Genomic DNA, 16442 nt, shown 5'->3' on the forward strand with positions numbered 1-16442 from the left:
CAATTATTTTAATATTAAATACTTATAGTTATTAAATACGGCATCAACTATAGTGTAAACACCATTGTTCTTTCCGCCAACTTTATAAGATTCTTCTTTACCATCAATTCTAAGTTTAGCATTTCCTTCTTTATCTAAGAATAAGAAACCATCATTTTTAGAATTTTTCATATCATCTTCAGTAGCAAACAATGTAAATTTATCTTTATAAGGAGCAGAACTATAAGGACAGAATGTTTCACAGTTACCGCATTCATTACACATATAATCAACGTGTATGATTTGTGATATCTTAGCATGTCCTGCAACTTTTATAGATACATTAGCTCTGTTAGGACAAACTTCAGTACAGCTTTCACAAATATAATCACAGCTTAAACATCTAGTAGCTTCAGGGTCTTTTGATACTTCTTTCAAATTACCTTTTTTACTATAAGATATTTCTTCAGTAGAAACAGAAGGCAAATCAGGAGCAACTGCTTTTCCTAATATAGCTTCAGCAACAACTTTAGCATCTCTTATAGCTTCAACTATAGTAGCAGCACCATATAAACCATCACCAGCAACATAAACATTTTTGATAGATGATTCATTAGCAGCAGAACATTTTGGCTTGCCTTTATCATCAACATCTATACCATTAGATTTGTAGAAGTCAGATTCAATTTGCTCACCAATAGAAGCTATAACACTGCTAGCAGGTACTTCTACTGTTTCGCCAGTTTCAACAACATTTCTTCTGCCTTTTTCATCATAGTCAGATAATTCCATTTTTTTACAAAGAAGTTTACCGTTTTCTAATTTAACAGGTGCAAGTAATTCCATAAACTCAACACCATCTTCTAAAGCCTCTTGAAGTTCTTCTTCTAAAGCAGGCATATATCTCTTAGTTCTTCTATAAACTAATCTAACATTTTTAACGCCTTTATTTTTCTTAGCAGCACGAGCAGCATCCATAGCAGTGTTACCGCCTCCAATTACTACTACATCTTCTCCTAAAGCAACGTTTCCATTAGTTTTATTGAACTCTTCTAAGAATTTAAGAGCGTTCATAGATTCGCCGGCTTCAAGTTTTAAAGGCATATTTTTATGAGCACCTATACAAACAACAGTGTAATCATAATTTTTAGCAAATTCTTTTATATCTTTAATTTCTTTGCCTAATTCAAATTTAACACCCATTTGCTTACATAAGCTAACATCATTTCCAATCTCTTCAGCACTTATTCTGAAGCTAGGTATAATATTAGCAACTACACCGCCAGCTTTTTCTCTCTTATCGAATACTGTAACATCAACACCAGCACGAGCCAAGAAGAATGCAGCAGAAAGTCCGGCAGGACCAGCACCTATGATACCAGCTTTTTTACCTATAGAAGCAGCAGGTTTTAAAGTGCCTATTACTTTACTATATCCAGCTTTAGCAGCTTCTAATTTGCAAGCTCTAATGCTTACAGGCTCTTCATAGAATTGTCTAGTACATTTATCCATACAAGTATGAGGACATAATATACCTGTAGCAAATGGAAGAGCGTTTTTCTCTATAATAACTTTGAAAGACTCTTCATATTTTCCTTCAGAATTAAGTCTTATATAAGTAGTAAGGTCTTGATGAATAGGACAAGTTTCCATACAAGGAGCTATATAACAATCGATCAAAGGTACTTTTTTATTAACTTTTCTGCTAGCAAGAGGCTTAACAGGTTTAATATGATGTTTGCTTTTTTTGCTCCATTCAATGATTTTTTCAGTTTTAGCTACATCTACTTTAGTAAATGCTTTTGGTTCTTTAAGGTTTTTAGCTATTTGCTCGCCTCTTTGATAACCGCCTGATTTTAAGAAAGTAGTAGCCATAGTTACAGGCCAAATTCCTGCATCTATAACATCATTGATATTGAAATAATCACATCCGCCTGAATACGAAATTCTCAATTTTCCGTCAAAATCTTTACTCAATCTTGAAGCAACTGTCATAGAAAGTGGGAATAAAGATTTACCAGACATGTACATTTCTTCAGATGGTAATTCTTTTTGTTTAACATCTACAGGGAATGTATTAGTTATTTTTACACCGAATGCAAGTGAATTATCTTCAGCTAATTTTTGAAGTCTTTGAAGCATAGGAATTGCATCGCTGTATTGTAAGTCATCATTAAAGTGGAAATCGGTAAATGATATATAATCATAACCCATTTCATCTAAAGTTTTTCTAGCATATTCATAACCTAATAAAGTTGGGTTACATTTAACAAAAGTATTTAATTTCTTTTCTGTGATTAGGTATGAAGCTATTTTTTCTATTTCTGTAGGAGGACATCCATGAAGAGTAGATAAAGTAACAGAATTACATACATCAGCATTGATTTTATCTATATCTTCTTTTTTGAAGTTTTGGAATCTGCTGATATTATCAGTTAACCATTGTTTACATTCTTTGAAAATAGGAGTATTAGAAGCATCTTTCATGCCTTCAATGAAAGTATCGATTTTTTCAGTTTTAATGCCTTCATAATCATAACCAACAGACATATTGAACTGAAAACCGTCCATATCTCCTAAATCCCATTCTTTAGCAATTACTTTTAAAGCAACCCAAGCCTTAACATATTCATCAAAAGCCTGAGGAACATAAAGTTCTGTAGACCATTCACAGTTATAACATTCATCATTAGCTGTGATACAAGGTTTAGCAACGCATTTGCTTAATTCTTCTCCGTCCATTTTCTGAACAGTTTTAAGTTCAAAGAATCTGCTTCCTGTATAATAAGCAGCAACTATGTTTTGAGCTAATTGAGTATGAGGTCCTGCTGCAGGTCCTATAGGAGTTTCTAATTTTCTTCCAAAAATTTCGTAATATTTAGCTTTATCAGCTTTAAATGCTCTTGAAACACCAAATACTTTACCAGATTTTTTTTCTTCTAGAATCCAATTCATAAGGTTTCCAAAAGGTATGGGTGTCATTACATCACTCATTATAATTCCTCCAATTAATTATTACTGTAATTTATTAAAATACCAAAAAAATTCTATATAAAAATCAATTTTATATAGAATTTCATGATATTATTTTTTATTTATTAATCTGTTTCCAAAGCTTATCAGCTTCTTCTCTTATCTTAGCATAAGCAGCTTCTTCATCAATCTTAGTGAGTTTTCTATCTCTCATCAATACTTCACCGTTACAAACAGTAGTATTAACATGTCCGCCGTTCATACCGAATAATATATGTCCATTAATATTTTTATCACTTAATTCTGTATAGTTTTTATAATCTACAATGATAACATCAGCAGCAGCACCCTCTTTAAGTACGCCAAGTGGAGTATCGAAATAACGATTAGCCATTTTAGCATTATTTTCAAATAACATTGTAGGTATTTCGCCCCAAGCAGCATTTGGATCGCAAAGGCTATGTTTATGAAGTACATTAGCTACTTTGTATGATTCTGTCATATCATGAGTATATCCATCAGTACCTAAACCTGTTAATATTCCTTTTTTCATTAATTCCATTGTAGGAGGACATCCGCAAGCATTACCCATATTAGATTCAGGGTTATGAGAAGTCATAGTATCTGTTTCTTTGATTAAATCCATTTCATGGGGATTGATATATATACAATGTACAAGTATAGTTTTAGGACCTAAAACTTTGAAATCATAAAGTCTATCAACTATTCTTTTACCATGTTCTTTCAAACAAGCATGTAAATCTTCTATACCTTCAGCAACGTGAATATGGCAGCCTATACCTTCAGGTAAATCTTTCATACAAGCTTCCATAGTTTTATCAGAAATAGTGAAAGAAGCATGCATTCCCATCATACCTTTAATCATATCTGTTTTATCAGCCATAGCATGTTTAATAAAATCAAGGTTTTCTTTAACTGAAGCTTTTGACTTAGCCTCTCCATCTCTATCAGAAACTTCATAACATAAACAAGAACGAACACCCATAGTTTTAGCAGCTTCTTCTATAGCGAATAAAGAACCTTCAATATGACCGAAACTAGCATGGTGGTCAAATACAGTAGTAACACCGCTTTTAATAGATTCTATATAAGTAGCCATAGCACTTTGTTTAGTTTGTTCTAAAGTAAGGTTTCTATCTATAGTCCACCACATACCATCTAATATTTCTAAAAATCCTTTAGGATTATAACCATTAATGCTGAAACCTCTAGCCATAGCAGAGTAAATATGTTCATGTACATTTATGAAAGCCGGCATAATAATGCTTCCTTTAGCATCTATATACTCAGCATCTTTATATTTTGCTTTCAAATCTGAAGTTTTTCCAACTTCTTTAATTAATCTTCCATCACAAAGAACTGCACCATCTTCAATAAATGGCTTAGCAGGATCTCTAGTAATTAATTTTCCCCCACCTATTAATAACATAAGCTGCCTCCTAAATTTATATTCGAGTAATTATTTATATACATTTTAATAGGATATTAAAAAAAGCACATTTGTCAACGAATTTTCAAAAAAAATTTAGATTTTTTCTTGAAAATCTAAAAAAAAATTAGTATACTATAAGCATATTAATTAACTATTATAAAATATTTTGGAATATTTATGAGTTCTAATATAATACTTGAAACATTAATAAGCGTTGCTCATGGCATAGCAAGACAATTTGGAAATAATTGTGAAGTTTGTTTACATGAACTAAAAGAAGATGACTTGGAACATACAATTATTTTTATTATTAATGGAGGTATAACTGGAAGACAAGCAGGAGAAGGTGCCTCTAATATCGTTATAAACACCATAGAAAAACTAAGAAAAGGGGAACCAATAGTTGACCATTTATCATACCTTACAAAAGCATCAAATGGAAAAATATTGAAATCTTCAACAGTTTTTATAAAGGATATGAATGGTAAATACAGATATATACTATCTATAAACTTCGATATAACTAATTTTTTACCATTTAAAAGCGATTTAGATACATTATTACAAACTGAAGATAAATCTAAATTGGAAGAAATCCCTAATAGTGCTCAAGAACTTATGGAAAAGTTAATAATAAAAAGTGAGGAATTAGTAGGAAAGCCTGCTTCTATAATGAATAAAGATGAAAAAATAAAGGCTATAAAATTTTTAAATGACTCCGGAGTATTTTTGATAACTAAATCCGGAGATAAGGTATCTAATCATTTTGGAATAAGTAAATTCACTCTATATAACTATATAGATTCAAAAAAGGAGGATATAAATGAGTGATCTTAAATGGGCTGAAAATAAAATGCCTAAAACAGAAGATAAAAATTTACCAATTATGTCTATTGAGGAAGTAAAAAAAGCAAAAGCTTTTCACCAAAGTTTCCCTCAATATACAGAAACACCATTAGCAGATTTAAAAGAAATGGCTAAATATTTAGGTTTAGGAACTATAAAAGTAAAAGATGAGTCATATAGATTCGGTCTTAATGCTTTTAAAGTATTAGGCGGTTCTTACTCTATGGCTAGATATATAGCTCAGAAAATGGGAAAAGATGTAAGCGAATTCCCTTATGATGTATTAACTTCAAAAAAATTAAAAGATGAATTCGGTCAAGCTACATTCTTCTCAGCTACAGACGGTAACCATGGTAGAGGTGTTGCTTGGGCTGCTAACAAATTAGGACAAAAATCAGTAATTTTTATGCCTAAAGGTTCAACAGAAACTAGATTAAAAAATATTCAGGCTGAAGGTGCTACAGCTACAATAGAAGAATTCAACTATGATGAATGCGTTAGAAAAGCTGCTGCTGAAGCTGCTAAAGTTCAAAACGGAGTAGTTGTTCAGGACACTGCTTGGGAAGGATATGAAGAAATACCTGCTTGGATCATGCAAGGTTATGGTACTATGGCTTTAGAAGCTGATGAGCAATTCGGTGAAAGACCTACACATGTATTCGTACAGGCTGGTGTTGGTTCTTTAGCTGGTGCTATGGTTGGATATTTCTCTAACAAATATAAAGATAATCCTCCTGTAATGGTAGTAGTGGAAGCTGATGCTGCTGCTTGTTTATACAAAGGAGCTGAAGCTGGAGACGGAAAAATAAGAATAGTTGAAGGTGATTTAGACACTATTATGGCTGGACTTGCTTGCGGTGAGCCTAATATCACTTCTTGGGATATACTTAAAAACCATGCTGATTGTTTCATAGCTGCTCAGGATATAGTTGCTGCTAGAGGTATGAGAATGTTATCTGCTCCATTAAAAGGAGACCCTCAAGTAGTATCTGGTGAATCTGGTGCTGCTCCATTCGGTGCTTTAGCTACTATAATGCTTAATGATGAATATGCTGAATTAAGAAAAAAATTAAAACTTGATTCCAATTCTAAAGTATTATTATTCAGCACAGAAGGTGATACTGATCCTGAAAGATGGAAAAATATCATTTGGGAAGCTAAAGAAAGATAATTATAAAAGTAAAAAAGAAATAAAAAATAAATTATAAATTTTTAGGAGAATAAAAACAATGAGTGCTATTTCAAAAGAACAATTTGAACAAATAAAAGCAAAAGCTGAAGGCTATAAAGCTGATATGACTAAGTTCTTAAGAGATTTAATTAGAATTCCTAGTGAATCTTGTGAAGAAAAAGGTGTAATCGAAAGAATAGCTGAAGAAATGAAAAAAGTAGGATTTGACAAAGTTGATATCGATCCTATGGGTAACGTTTTAGGATATATGGGTACTGGTAAAACTTTAATAGGTATAGATGCTCATATAGACACAGTTGGTATAGGAAACAAAGATAACTGGAATTTTGACCCTTATGAAGGTTATGAAAATGATGTAGAAATCGGAGGAAGAGGAACTTCTGACCAAGAAGGCGGTATAGTTTCTGGTGTTTACGGTGCTAAAATAATGAAAGATTTAGGTCTTTTAAATGACAAATATCAAGTAGTTGTTGTTGGTACAGTACAAGAAGAAGACTGCGATGGTTTATGCTGGGAATACATTTGTAAAGAAAGCAAAATTAAACCTGAATTCGTAATTTCTACTGAACCTACTGACGGCGGTATTTACAGAGGTCAAAGAGGAAGAATGGAAATAAGAGTAGACGTTAAAGGTATTTCTTGTCACGGTTCTGCTCCAGAAAGAGGAGATAACGCTATTTACAAAATGGCTGACATACTTCAAGACATCAGAAGCCTTAACGAAAACGATGCTAAAGATTCTACAGAAATCAAAGGCTTAGTAAAAATGTTAGAAGAAAAATACAATCCTCAATACAAAGAAGCTAACTTCTTAGGAAGAGGTACTGTAACAGTTTCTCAAATTTTCTATACTTCTCCAAGCAGATGTGCTGTAGCTGACTCTTGTTCTATTTCTTTAGATAGAAGAATGACAGCTGGTGAAACTTGGGAAAGCTGCTTAGAAGAAATTAGAAATCTTCCTAACGTTAAAAAATATGGTGCTGAAGTATCTATGTATAACTATGACAGACCTTCTTGGACTAACTTAGTTTATCCAATAGAATGTTACTTCCCTACTTGGGTAATACCTGAAGACCATGTTGTTACTAAAACTTTAGAAGAAGCTTATAAAGGCTTATTCGGTACTGAAAGAGTAGGACCTACTCCAGAAATAGATAAAGAAAGAAAAGCTCGTCCACTTACTGATAAATGGACTTTCTCTACTAACGGTGTATCTATTATGGGAAGAAACGGAATACCTTGTATAGGTTTCGGACCTGGTGCTGAAGCTCAAGCACATGCTCCTAATGAAAAAACTTGGAAACAAGATTTAGTAAACTGTGCTGCTTTATACGCTGCTGTACCTACTATCTATTGTGAAAATAAATAATTTGTGATTTAATAAAAAAATTAAAATAAATAAAAAAGGATGAAAAAAATATGGGTATACAAAAATACATTTCAAAACTTGATAGCCTTGAATTCGGCAAAATGTATCAAAATGATTTCTTTTTAACTTGGGACAAAACTTTTGATGAATTACAAGCAGTTTGGACTGTTGCTGATGCTTTAAGATTCTTAAGAGAAAGCAACATTTCTACTAAAGTATTTGATTCTGGTTTAGGTATCTCTTTATTCAGAGATAATTCTACTAGAACTCGTTTCTCTTTCGCTTCTGCTTGTAACCTTTTAGGTTTAGAAGTACAAGACTTAGATGAAGGTAAAAGCCAAATAGCTCATGGTGAAACAGTTAGAGAAACTGCTAACATGGTATCTTTCATGGCTGATGTTATTGGTATCAGAGATGATATGTACATCGGTAAAGGTCATGAATATATGAAAGAAGTTTCTGAATCTGTAAAACAAGGTTACAATGACGGTATATTAGAGCAAAGACCTACTTTAGTTAACTTACAGTGTGACAGAGACCATCCAACTCAAATGATGGCTGACTCTTTACACTTCATCCATGAATTAGGCGGATTAGAAAACTTAAGAGGTAAAAAAGTTGCTATGACTTGGGCTTATTCACCTTCTTACGGTAAACCTCTTTCTGTACCTCAAGGTGCTGCTGGTTTATTCACTAGATTAGGTATGGATGTTGCTTTAGCTTATCCAAAAGGTTATGAACTTATGCCTGAAGTTGAAGCTATTGCTAAGAAAAATGCTGAAGCTGCTGGTGTTAAATTAACTATCACTAACAATATGGACGAAGCATTTGAAGATGCTGATGTTGTTTATCCTAAATCTTGGGCTCCTTTTGCTGCTATGCAGGAAAGAACTGACCTTTATGGTAAAGGTGACACTGACGGTATCAAAGCTCTTGAAAAAAGATTATTAGAGCAAAACGCTAATTATAAAGATTGGTGCTGTACTGAAGAAAAAATGAAGAAAACTAAAGACGGAAAAGCTTTATACTTACACTGCTTACCTGCTGATATTAATGATGTTAGCTGTAAAGATGGTGAAGTTGAAGCTTCAGTATTCGACAGATACAGAGTACCTCTTTACAAACAAGCTAGTTACAAACCATATGTTATAGCTGCTATGATCTTCTTATCTAAGTTCAGAGATCCTCAAGCTGTATTAAGCAAATTAGCTTCTGATAAAAAACAAAGAATATTTGGATAATTAAAACTAAATAGATGGTAAGTATCTATAATATATATAGTACTTACCATTTTATATCTGTTATATTGTGAAAAAAAGCACTTTTTCCAATATAAAAAGAATTTAATTTTTGATTTAGGATATTAAAATATGGAAAATAAGAAAAGAATTGTTATTGCTTTGGGAGGTAATGCTTTAGGTGATACTCTTGCTGAGCAAATGGAAGCTGTAAAAATCACTGCTAAAAATATAGTAGATTTAGTAGAAAGCGGATGCGAAGTAATTGTAGCTCATGGTAATGGTCCTCAAGTTGGATTCATTAACAATGCTATGAATGAATATACTAATAATCATAATACTGGAAATCCTATACCTTTATCAGTATGTGTTGCTATGAGTCAGGCTTATATTGGTTATGACTTACAGAATGCTATTATGGAAGAATTCTCTAATAGAAAGATTACTGTTCCACCAATAGCTACATTAATTACACAAGTAGTAGTTGATGAAAATGACCCTGCTTTCAAAAACCCTACTAAGCCTATAGGTCAATTCATGACTAAAGAAGAAGGCGAAGCAAAAGCTAAAGAATTAGGCTGGATAGTAAAAGAAGATGCAGGAAGAGGATACAGAAGAGTTGTTGCTTCTCCTAAACCTGTTGCTATAGCTGAAAGTACTGCAATCAATGCTATGCTTAATGAAAAAGCATTAGTAATTTGCTGCGGCGGTGGTGGAATACCTGTAATAAGAATAGGTAATCACTTAAAAGGTATGGCTGCTGTTATAGATAAAGACTTTGCTGCTTCTGTACTTGCTAAAGAACTTAATGCTGATATGCTTATCATCTTAACTGCTGTAGAAAAAGTTGCTGTTAACTTTGGAAAACCTGATGTTAAATGGCTTGATTCTATGACTATAGCAGAAGCTAAAAAACATTGCGATGATGGTCAGTTTGCTCCTGGTTCTATGCTTCCAAAAGTACAGGCTTGTATGCAGTTTGTTGAAGCTACTGGAAAAGAAGCTATGATAACATTATTAGAAAAAGCTAAAGATGCTATCAATGGAAAAACTGGTACTAGAGTAGTAAAATAATTTTTAGTAGTATATAAATGAACTAGATATTTATATAAACTATAAATTATCTAGTTTATTTATAGCTTGTCAATATCTATAATATATTAATATTTACTATTGATATATTATAAATATTAACAATATTTAAATTAAATAATAAGTTGAGGGCTATTTTATGGAAACTCTAATTAAAGAATTGAAAAATTCTGTAGCAAGAGTAGATGCTCTTGATAAGATAACAGGAAAAACTAAGTATTTAAACGATATTGATTTTGGAAAAGAAGTCCTGCATGCTAAGATTGTTCATTCTACAAAGGCAAGGGCTAAAATATTAAAAATCAATATTCCTGAACTTCCTGAAGGTTATTCTATAATAGATTATAGAGATGTTCCGGGTAAAAATGCCGCTACTATGATTATATCTGACTGGCGTCCTTTTGCTGATGATAATGTTAGATATATTGGAGAAACAATACTTCTTATTGTAGGACCTGACAAAAATGTAGTATATGATATAGCCGAAAAAGTTACAATAGAATATGAAGATTTAGAACCAGTATTAAATATAGAAGACTCCAAAAAATTATTAGGCGGTCCTATATATGGAGATGATAATATATTCATTTCATTTAAAGCAGGATACGGCGATGTTGATGAAGCATTCAAAAAAGCTAAAACAATAATAGAAGAAACATATCATACACCATATCAAGAACATTTATATATGGAAGTTAATGGAACTGTAGGTGTTTGGGAAAATGACGGAGTAACTTTATATTCATCTACACAATGTCCATATTATGTACAAAAAGCTGTTGCTCCTGTTCTTGGTGTTGAAGATTCAAAGGTAAGAGTAATATCACCTACTATAGGCGGAGGATTTGGAGGAAAAGAGCATTATCCTGATATACTATCCGCTGCAGTTGCTGTTGCCGTACATAAACTAAAAAAAACAGTTAAGCTTATATTAGACAGACAATTTGATTTAGCTTATAGTGTAAAAAGACAGCCTGCTCAAATCACAACTAAAATTGCTCTTGATGAAAATAATAATATTATTGCTCTTGATGTAGTATCAGATATGGATGCTGGTGCTTATGAATCAAGCTCAAGAGTTATTATGCAAAGATGCACTTACACTGCTGCTAATGTATATCATTTTCCTAATGTGAGAGTTTTGGGAAGATTATACTGTACTAATAATGTGCCTAGCTGTGCATTCAGAGGATTCGGCGGACCTCAGGCTATATTTGCTATAGAAAGAACTATGGATAATGTAGCTAATAAAATAAATGTTGATCCTATAGAGCTTAAAAGAAAATATTTCGTTAAACAAAATGATCCTACAATAACAGGCGGAATATTCCATGATAATATAATACTTCCTAAAATGCTTGATTTAGCTTTAAAAGAATCTGATTATGAAAACAAAGTAAAAAAATATAAAGATGATATGTACAAAGGAATAGGAATTTCCTGCTTCTTGCATGGATGTGCTTTCACAGGAAGCGGAGAAAGAGATATAATCAAAGCTAAATTAAAGTTAAAGAAAAAAGGAAATAAAGTAACAATACTGACATCAAATACAGAAATTGGTCAGGGACTTCATACTACATTCAGAAAAATAGCCGCTTATAATTTGAATATACCATTAGAAAATATAGATATATCTGTATATGATACAAATCTAATTCCAAATACAGGTCCGACTGTTGCTTCACGTTCAGTTATGATAGTAGGATATTTAATACAGGAAGCATGCAAAAAATTAAAAGATAGATGGAATGAATCTGAAGAAATAGAGATAACCGAAGATTATAAACATCCTTCGCATTTGGTTGATTGGGATAGTACTAATTTAAGAGGAGATGCCTACCCTACTTACGGACTTGGAATAAATGTTGTTGAAGTTGAAATTGATAAATTTACATTAGAAGTAAAAATAGTAGGTGTTTGGGCTGTATTTGACTGCGGATATGCTATAGATGAAAAGATAGTTGAAGGTCAGATAAAAGGCGGGGTTGCTCAGGCACTTGGCTGGGGGGCTTTAGAAAACATAGTAAATAAAGACGGAAGATTCTTACAGGTAAAAATGTCTGATTATATGATACCTACTTCTTTAGACTTGCCTGAAATAAAAACATATATTATGGGAGAGCCTTATCAATATGGTCCTTCTGGTGCAAAAGGAATAGGAGAAATTACTTTTGACGGTGCTGCAAGTGCTTATGCATCTGCTATGGAAAATGCTTTGAAACATCATTTTACAAAAATACCTATTCTGCCTGAAAACATAGCGGAGGTGATATAATGCCTATAAAATTTAAAGTAAATGGAAATGAAGTTAATACAGAATTAGATCCTTTAACTAGATTAATAGATTTTATAAGAGATGAATTAAAACTCACAGGTACTAAAGAAGGATGCGGAGAAGGAGAATGCGGTGCTTGTGCTGTACTTATGGATGGAAAAGTAGTGAACTCTTGCTTGATACCTATAATTTTATGCGAGGGAAAAGAAATTATAACAATAGAAGGATATTCTGAAACTGAAAGAGGTAAAATAGTAACAAAGGCTTTTGTAGATGAAGGAGCTGTTCAATGCGGTTTCTGTACTCCGGGAATGATAATGTCATCTGAAGCTATTTTGAATGATACTAAAGGAAAACCTACAGAGTATGAAGTAAGAAAAGGATTATCAGGCAATCTATGCAGATGCACTGGATATGATCATATAGTAAGTGCAGTATTAAGAGCATCTGATATAGCTTTTAAGGAGGGTAAAAATTTATGGCAGTAACTTTAAAAGCTAAAAATATTAATGAAGCATTAGATTTTAGAGCCTCAAATGATTCTGTGATTTTTGCAGGCGGTACAGATCTAATGGTAGAACATCTTAGAGGAAGCAATTTAATAGCAAAATTTGATAAGCCTATATTATTTATAAATGATATAGATGAATTAAAAGGCATAAAAGAAGATGAAAATAATATCATTATAGGGGCATTAACTACATTTGATGAAATTATTAAATCAGATTTAACTCCTCAAGTATTGAAAGACAGTGCCTCAGGAATAGCAGGACCTCCTATCAGAAATATTGCCACTATAGGAGGAAATATATGCAATGCCTCACCTTCCGCTGATAGCCTGCCTTCTTTATATGCAATGGATGCAGTTTTAGTATTAAAAAGTAAAAATTCTCAAAGAGAAGTAAAGATAAAAGATTTTATTACAGGAGTAAGTAAAACAATATTAAAAAATGACGAAATACTTACGCATATTATAATACCGAAAAAGATTATAAATATTCTTTTTATAGAAAAATAGGAACTAGAAAAGCTAATGCATTATCAAAACTTGCAATATGTGCATTAGTTTGCAAAGAAAATGACAAGTACAGATTCAAAATAAGTTTTTGTACATTAGGTATTACAATTACAAGAGATGAAAGTATAGAGGAAAAATATATTGTTTCAGATGTAAATGAATGGAAAAACAATATTAAATCTATACAAGAAGCATATTCTTCAATTATGAATCCTAGAAACAGTGCTAGGTCAACAGCTTTATATAGGAAGAAATGTGCTTTAAATTTAATTGAATATTTTTTAGATAATATAAATCTATAAAATATAATAAAAAATTGGAGTTAATTATGAGTACAAATGAAAAAACTCAAGACGTTTTGTTTCAGTACGAAGGTATGCCCAAAATGTCTCAAGCTTTTCCGTTAGCTATTCAGCACGTAGTAGCAATGATCGTTGGTTGTGTTACACCAGCACTTATTGTATCATCTGCTGCAGGTCTTAAAAGCGGAAGTCCAGAGCAGATATTACTAGTTCAGTCATCTTTAGTATTTGCTGCTATTTCAACTATTATTATGTTGTTCCCAATACCTATTACAAAAAACTATCACATAGGTGCTAGACTTCCTATGATAATGGGTGTTAGTTTTGCTTATGTATCTACTATGCAGTCTATTGCTAGAGGTCCTGAAGGTACTGGTCTTGGTGTTAGAGGTATAGCTATAATACTTGGAGCTCAAATCATAGGTGGTGTAGTTGCTATAATATTTGGTTTTGCCGTTGATAAAATAAGAAAACTATTCCCTCCTCTAATTGCTGGTACTGTTGTTTTCACTGTTGGTCTTTCTTTATACCCTACAGCTGTTAGATATATGGCTGGTGGAAGCACTTTGTACAAAATAAATGGTGAAGTTGTTCCTTTCGGTTCTTGGCAGTATTGGGCTGTTGCTGGTATAACTCTTGTTGCAGTTATTTTCTTCAACCAATTTACTAAAGGATTCCTAAAATTAGCTTCTGTATTATTCGGATTAATAGTAGGATATATAGCTGCTTTCTTCTTTGGTATGATTAACTTTACAAGCGTTGCTAATGCCGGTATTTTCCAAGCTCCTAAACTTATACCTTTTGGAATAGAGTTTGATCCTTCTGCTGCTATTGCTATATCTCTTTTATTTGCTGTTAACTCTGTTCAGGCAATAGGAGACTTCTCTGCTACTACTTCAGGAAGTCCTATAGGAAGAATGCCTACAGACCAAGAATTAAAATGCGGTATCACTGCTTATGGTCTTACTAATATATTATGTTCTGTATTCGGATGTTTACCAACTGCTACTTACAGTCAGAACGTAGGTATAGTTGTTACTACTAAAGTTATTAACAGAATCGTTTTAGGTATAGCTGCTATCATAATATTAATAGCTGGTTTATTCCCTAAATTCTCAGCTTTACTTACTACAATACCTTCTTGTGTATTAGGAGGAGCTACTATAATGGTATTTGCTTCTATCGCTATGACTGGTATTAAATTGGTATTCACTGAAAATATGGGACCTAGAAACACATTAATAGTTGGACTTGCTGTTGCTTTAGGTATGGGTACTGTTCAAGTTGGCGGTGCTTTAGATACTTTCCCTGCTTGGGCTAAAACAGTATTCGGAAGCAGCCCTGTTGTTATAGCTACTTGTGTTGCTATTATACTTAACGTTATTCTTCCTAAAGAAGAAGCTAAAAAATAATTAAAAATACTTTTTAATATACAAAAGCATAAGTTATTTATAACTTATGCTTTTTCTTTTATTGAGTTTTATGAACTTACATTAACTTTTATTAACTAAATATATTTTAAAATAAATCTTCTCTTGTATCTATATCTTTTAATTTATTTTCATCTATAGTGTAAAAAAAACAATCTTCAATATTCTTTTTTATAATTCTAATTGCACCAAAATCATTTTCTAAACTCAAAATATCATTAACATACTTAGATGAAAAAATAGCAGGATTAGAAGGTCTGTTATCTGTAAACATAGCACCTATATTTTTATGACTATAATAAAAATATTTTAACATATTGAATATATCATTACTTTCTAAAAAAGGCATGTCGCATACAAAAAAAGCAAATGAATCAGATTTTAGTTTTAATGCCTCATTAATTCCAAGTTTTATAGAAGCACTTATACCCTCATTATGTCTGTCATTATAAAAAGCATAATAATCTTTATTTTCAAATTTTTTATTTATTATATCATCATATACACTTACAACTATTACATCAGTTTCTATATTTTTTAGCTTTTTATCTTCTTTGAATAATTTTCTCACATCGGATATTTTATCTATTGTTTTTTCAAATAATGTTTTGTTATTAAGAGATTTGAATTTATGAATTAATTTATTTCCATTAAAACGTTCACTTTTACCAGATGCAAGTATGATAAAAGCTGTTTTTTTATAATCAATATAATTATTCTCTGTAAAATCATTTAAATATAGTTTTATATTGCTGCATTTATATTTAAGTTTATTAATATAATATTTATCAACTATATAATTAATAGTATCTAAATCAACTATTCTTTCAGGATCTATTTCATAGCATAAATTATATCTGAAACAAACCTCTTTAAACTTTCTTCCTAAACTATGAAACCCCATAATAACAACTATTTTGGATATTCTGCCATATAAAAAACTTGGTATAGCAGGTTCTTCATCATTAGGTATTTTTAAAGAATGATATTTCGCTCCGTCTGCCTCTATCAAAACAATATCAGCATATTTAATTGCATTTTCTAATTGTTCATCTCCTGCATACATTAACTTTTTTTCATCATACTCTTTTCCTAGTACAATAATATTATCATTATCAAAGGAATGATTATTTATAGTTTCTGTATAGTTTTCAGGTTTGAATATTTTAGTAGTAGTTGTGATTACTATTTTTTTATCTTTATTATTTTCTGCTATTTTTTTTATATATGAGGTTTTACCCCCGGCACCGCATACAATAATAATTTCTGACATAA

At 31.7% G+C, this 16442-nt stretch carries 11 protein-coding genes and 1 pseudogene; 9 read left to right on the forward strand and 3 right to left on the reverse strand.

Translation table 11 applies throughout. The annotated features are described in order from the left end of the window. Positions 1–3: 3 nt before the first annotated feature. Complete coding sequence (gene ygfK / locus BINT_RS09550) at positions 4–2973, reverse strand: putative selenate reductase subunit YgfK (protein ID WP_014488369.1); 2970 nt, start codon at positions 2971–2973, stop codon at positions 4–6. A 97-nt stretch (positions 2974–3070) separates the two neighbouring features. After that, the gene (ssnA, locus tag BINT_RS09555; RefSeq protein ID WP_014488370.1) at positions 3071–4402 is read right to left on the reverse strand and encodes a putative aminohydrolase SsnA; all 1332 of its coding nucleotides are present in this window, start codon (positions 4400–4402) and stop codon (positions 3071–3073) included. A gap of 180 nt (positions 4403–4582) precedes the next feature. On the opposite strand from ssnA, the gene BINT_RS09560 reads away from it, so the two are divergent. The 9 genes and pseudogenes from BINT_RS09560 (at position 4583) to BINT_RS09600 (ending at position 15149) form a co-directional block, all read left to right on the forward strand. Next, positions 4583–5236 carry a helix-turn-helix transcriptional regulator gene (locus BINT_RS09560; RefSeq protein WP_014488371.1) on the forward strand — a complete coding sequence of 218 codons (654 nt, stop codon included), beginning with the start codon at positions 4583–4585 and terminating at the stop codon, positions 5234–5236. Next, positions 5229–6422: a diaminopropionate ammonia-lyase gene (gene dpaL, locus BINT_RS09565; RefSeq protein ID WP_014488372.1), complete on the forward strand. Its 1194-nt coding sequence runs from the start codon at positions 5229–5231 to the stop codon at positions 6420–6422. The genes BINT_RS09560 and dpaL overlap by 8 nt, the downstream gene beginning before the upstream one ends. 58 nt (positions 6423–6480) lie before the next feature. Further along, the gene (locus BINT_RS09570) at positions 6481–7812 is read left to right on the forward strand and encodes a YgeY family selenium metabolism-linked hydrolase (RefSeq protein WP_014488373.1); all 1332 of its coding nucleotides are present in this window, start codon (positions 6481–6483) and stop codon (positions 7810–7812) included. A gap of 50 nt (positions 7813–7862) precedes the next feature. Continuing rightward, the gene (gene ygeW / locus BINT_RS09575; protein WP_041177381.1) at positions 7863–9053 is read left to right on the forward strand and encodes a knotted carbamoyltransferase YgeW; all 1191 of its coding nucleotides are present in this window, start codon (positions 7863–7865) and stop codon (positions 9051–9053) included. A 129-nt stretch (positions 9054–9182) separates the two neighbouring features. Beyond that, on the forward strand, positions 9183–10124 hold the full coding sequence (gene arcC, locus BINT_RS09580) for a carbamate kinase (RefSeq protein WP_014488375.1): 942 nt from the start codon (positions 9183–9185) through the stop codon (positions 10122–10124). Between the two features lie 157 nt (positions 10125–10281). After that, positions 10282–12417, forward strand: coding sequence for a xanthine dehydrogenase family protein molybdopterin-binding subunit (locus BINT_RS09585; RefSeq protein WP_014488376.1), 2136 nt, complete (start codon positions 10282–10284; stop codon positions 12415–12417). After that, on the forward strand, positions 12417–12905 hold the full coding sequence (locus BINT_RS09590; protein ID WP_014488377.1) for a (2Fe-2S)-binding protein: 489 nt from the start codon (positions 12417–12419) through the stop codon (positions 12903–12905). Before BINT_RS09585 ends, BINT_RS09590 begins: the two co-directional genes overlap by 1 nt. Beyond that, positions 12896–13737 (forward strand): annotated as a pseudogene (locus tag BINT_RS15370) (FAD binding domain-containing protein). The gene BINT_RS09590 and the pseudogene BINT_RS15370 overlap by 10 nt, the downstream one beginning before the upstream one ends. Before the next feature lie 26 nt (positions 13738–13763). Further along, positions 13764–15149 carry a uracil-xanthine permease family protein gene (locus BINT_RS09600; protein ID WP_041177382.1) on the forward strand — a complete coding sequence of 462 codons (1386 nt, stop codon included), beginning with the start codon at positions 13764–13766 and terminating at the stop codon, positions 15147–15149. A 106-nt stretch (positions 15150–15255) separates the two neighbouring features. Here the strand turns inward: BINT_RS09600 and yqeC are convergent, their stop codons facing one another. Continuing rightward, a complete protein-coding gene (gene yqeC, locus BINT_RS09605; RefSeq protein ID WP_014488380.1) occupies positions 15256–16440 on the reverse strand; it encodes a selenium cofactor biosynthesis protein YqeC in 1185 nt (394 codons plus the stop codon). Positions 16441–16442: the final 2 nt, after the last annotated feature.

Origin of the sequence: Brachyspira intermedia PWS/A (genome assembly GCF_000223215.1) — a bacterium.
In the GTDB taxonomy this organism is placed as follows: domain Bacteria; phylum Spirochaetota; class Brachyspiria; order Brachyspirales; family Brachyspiraceae; genus Brachyspira; species Brachyspira intermedia.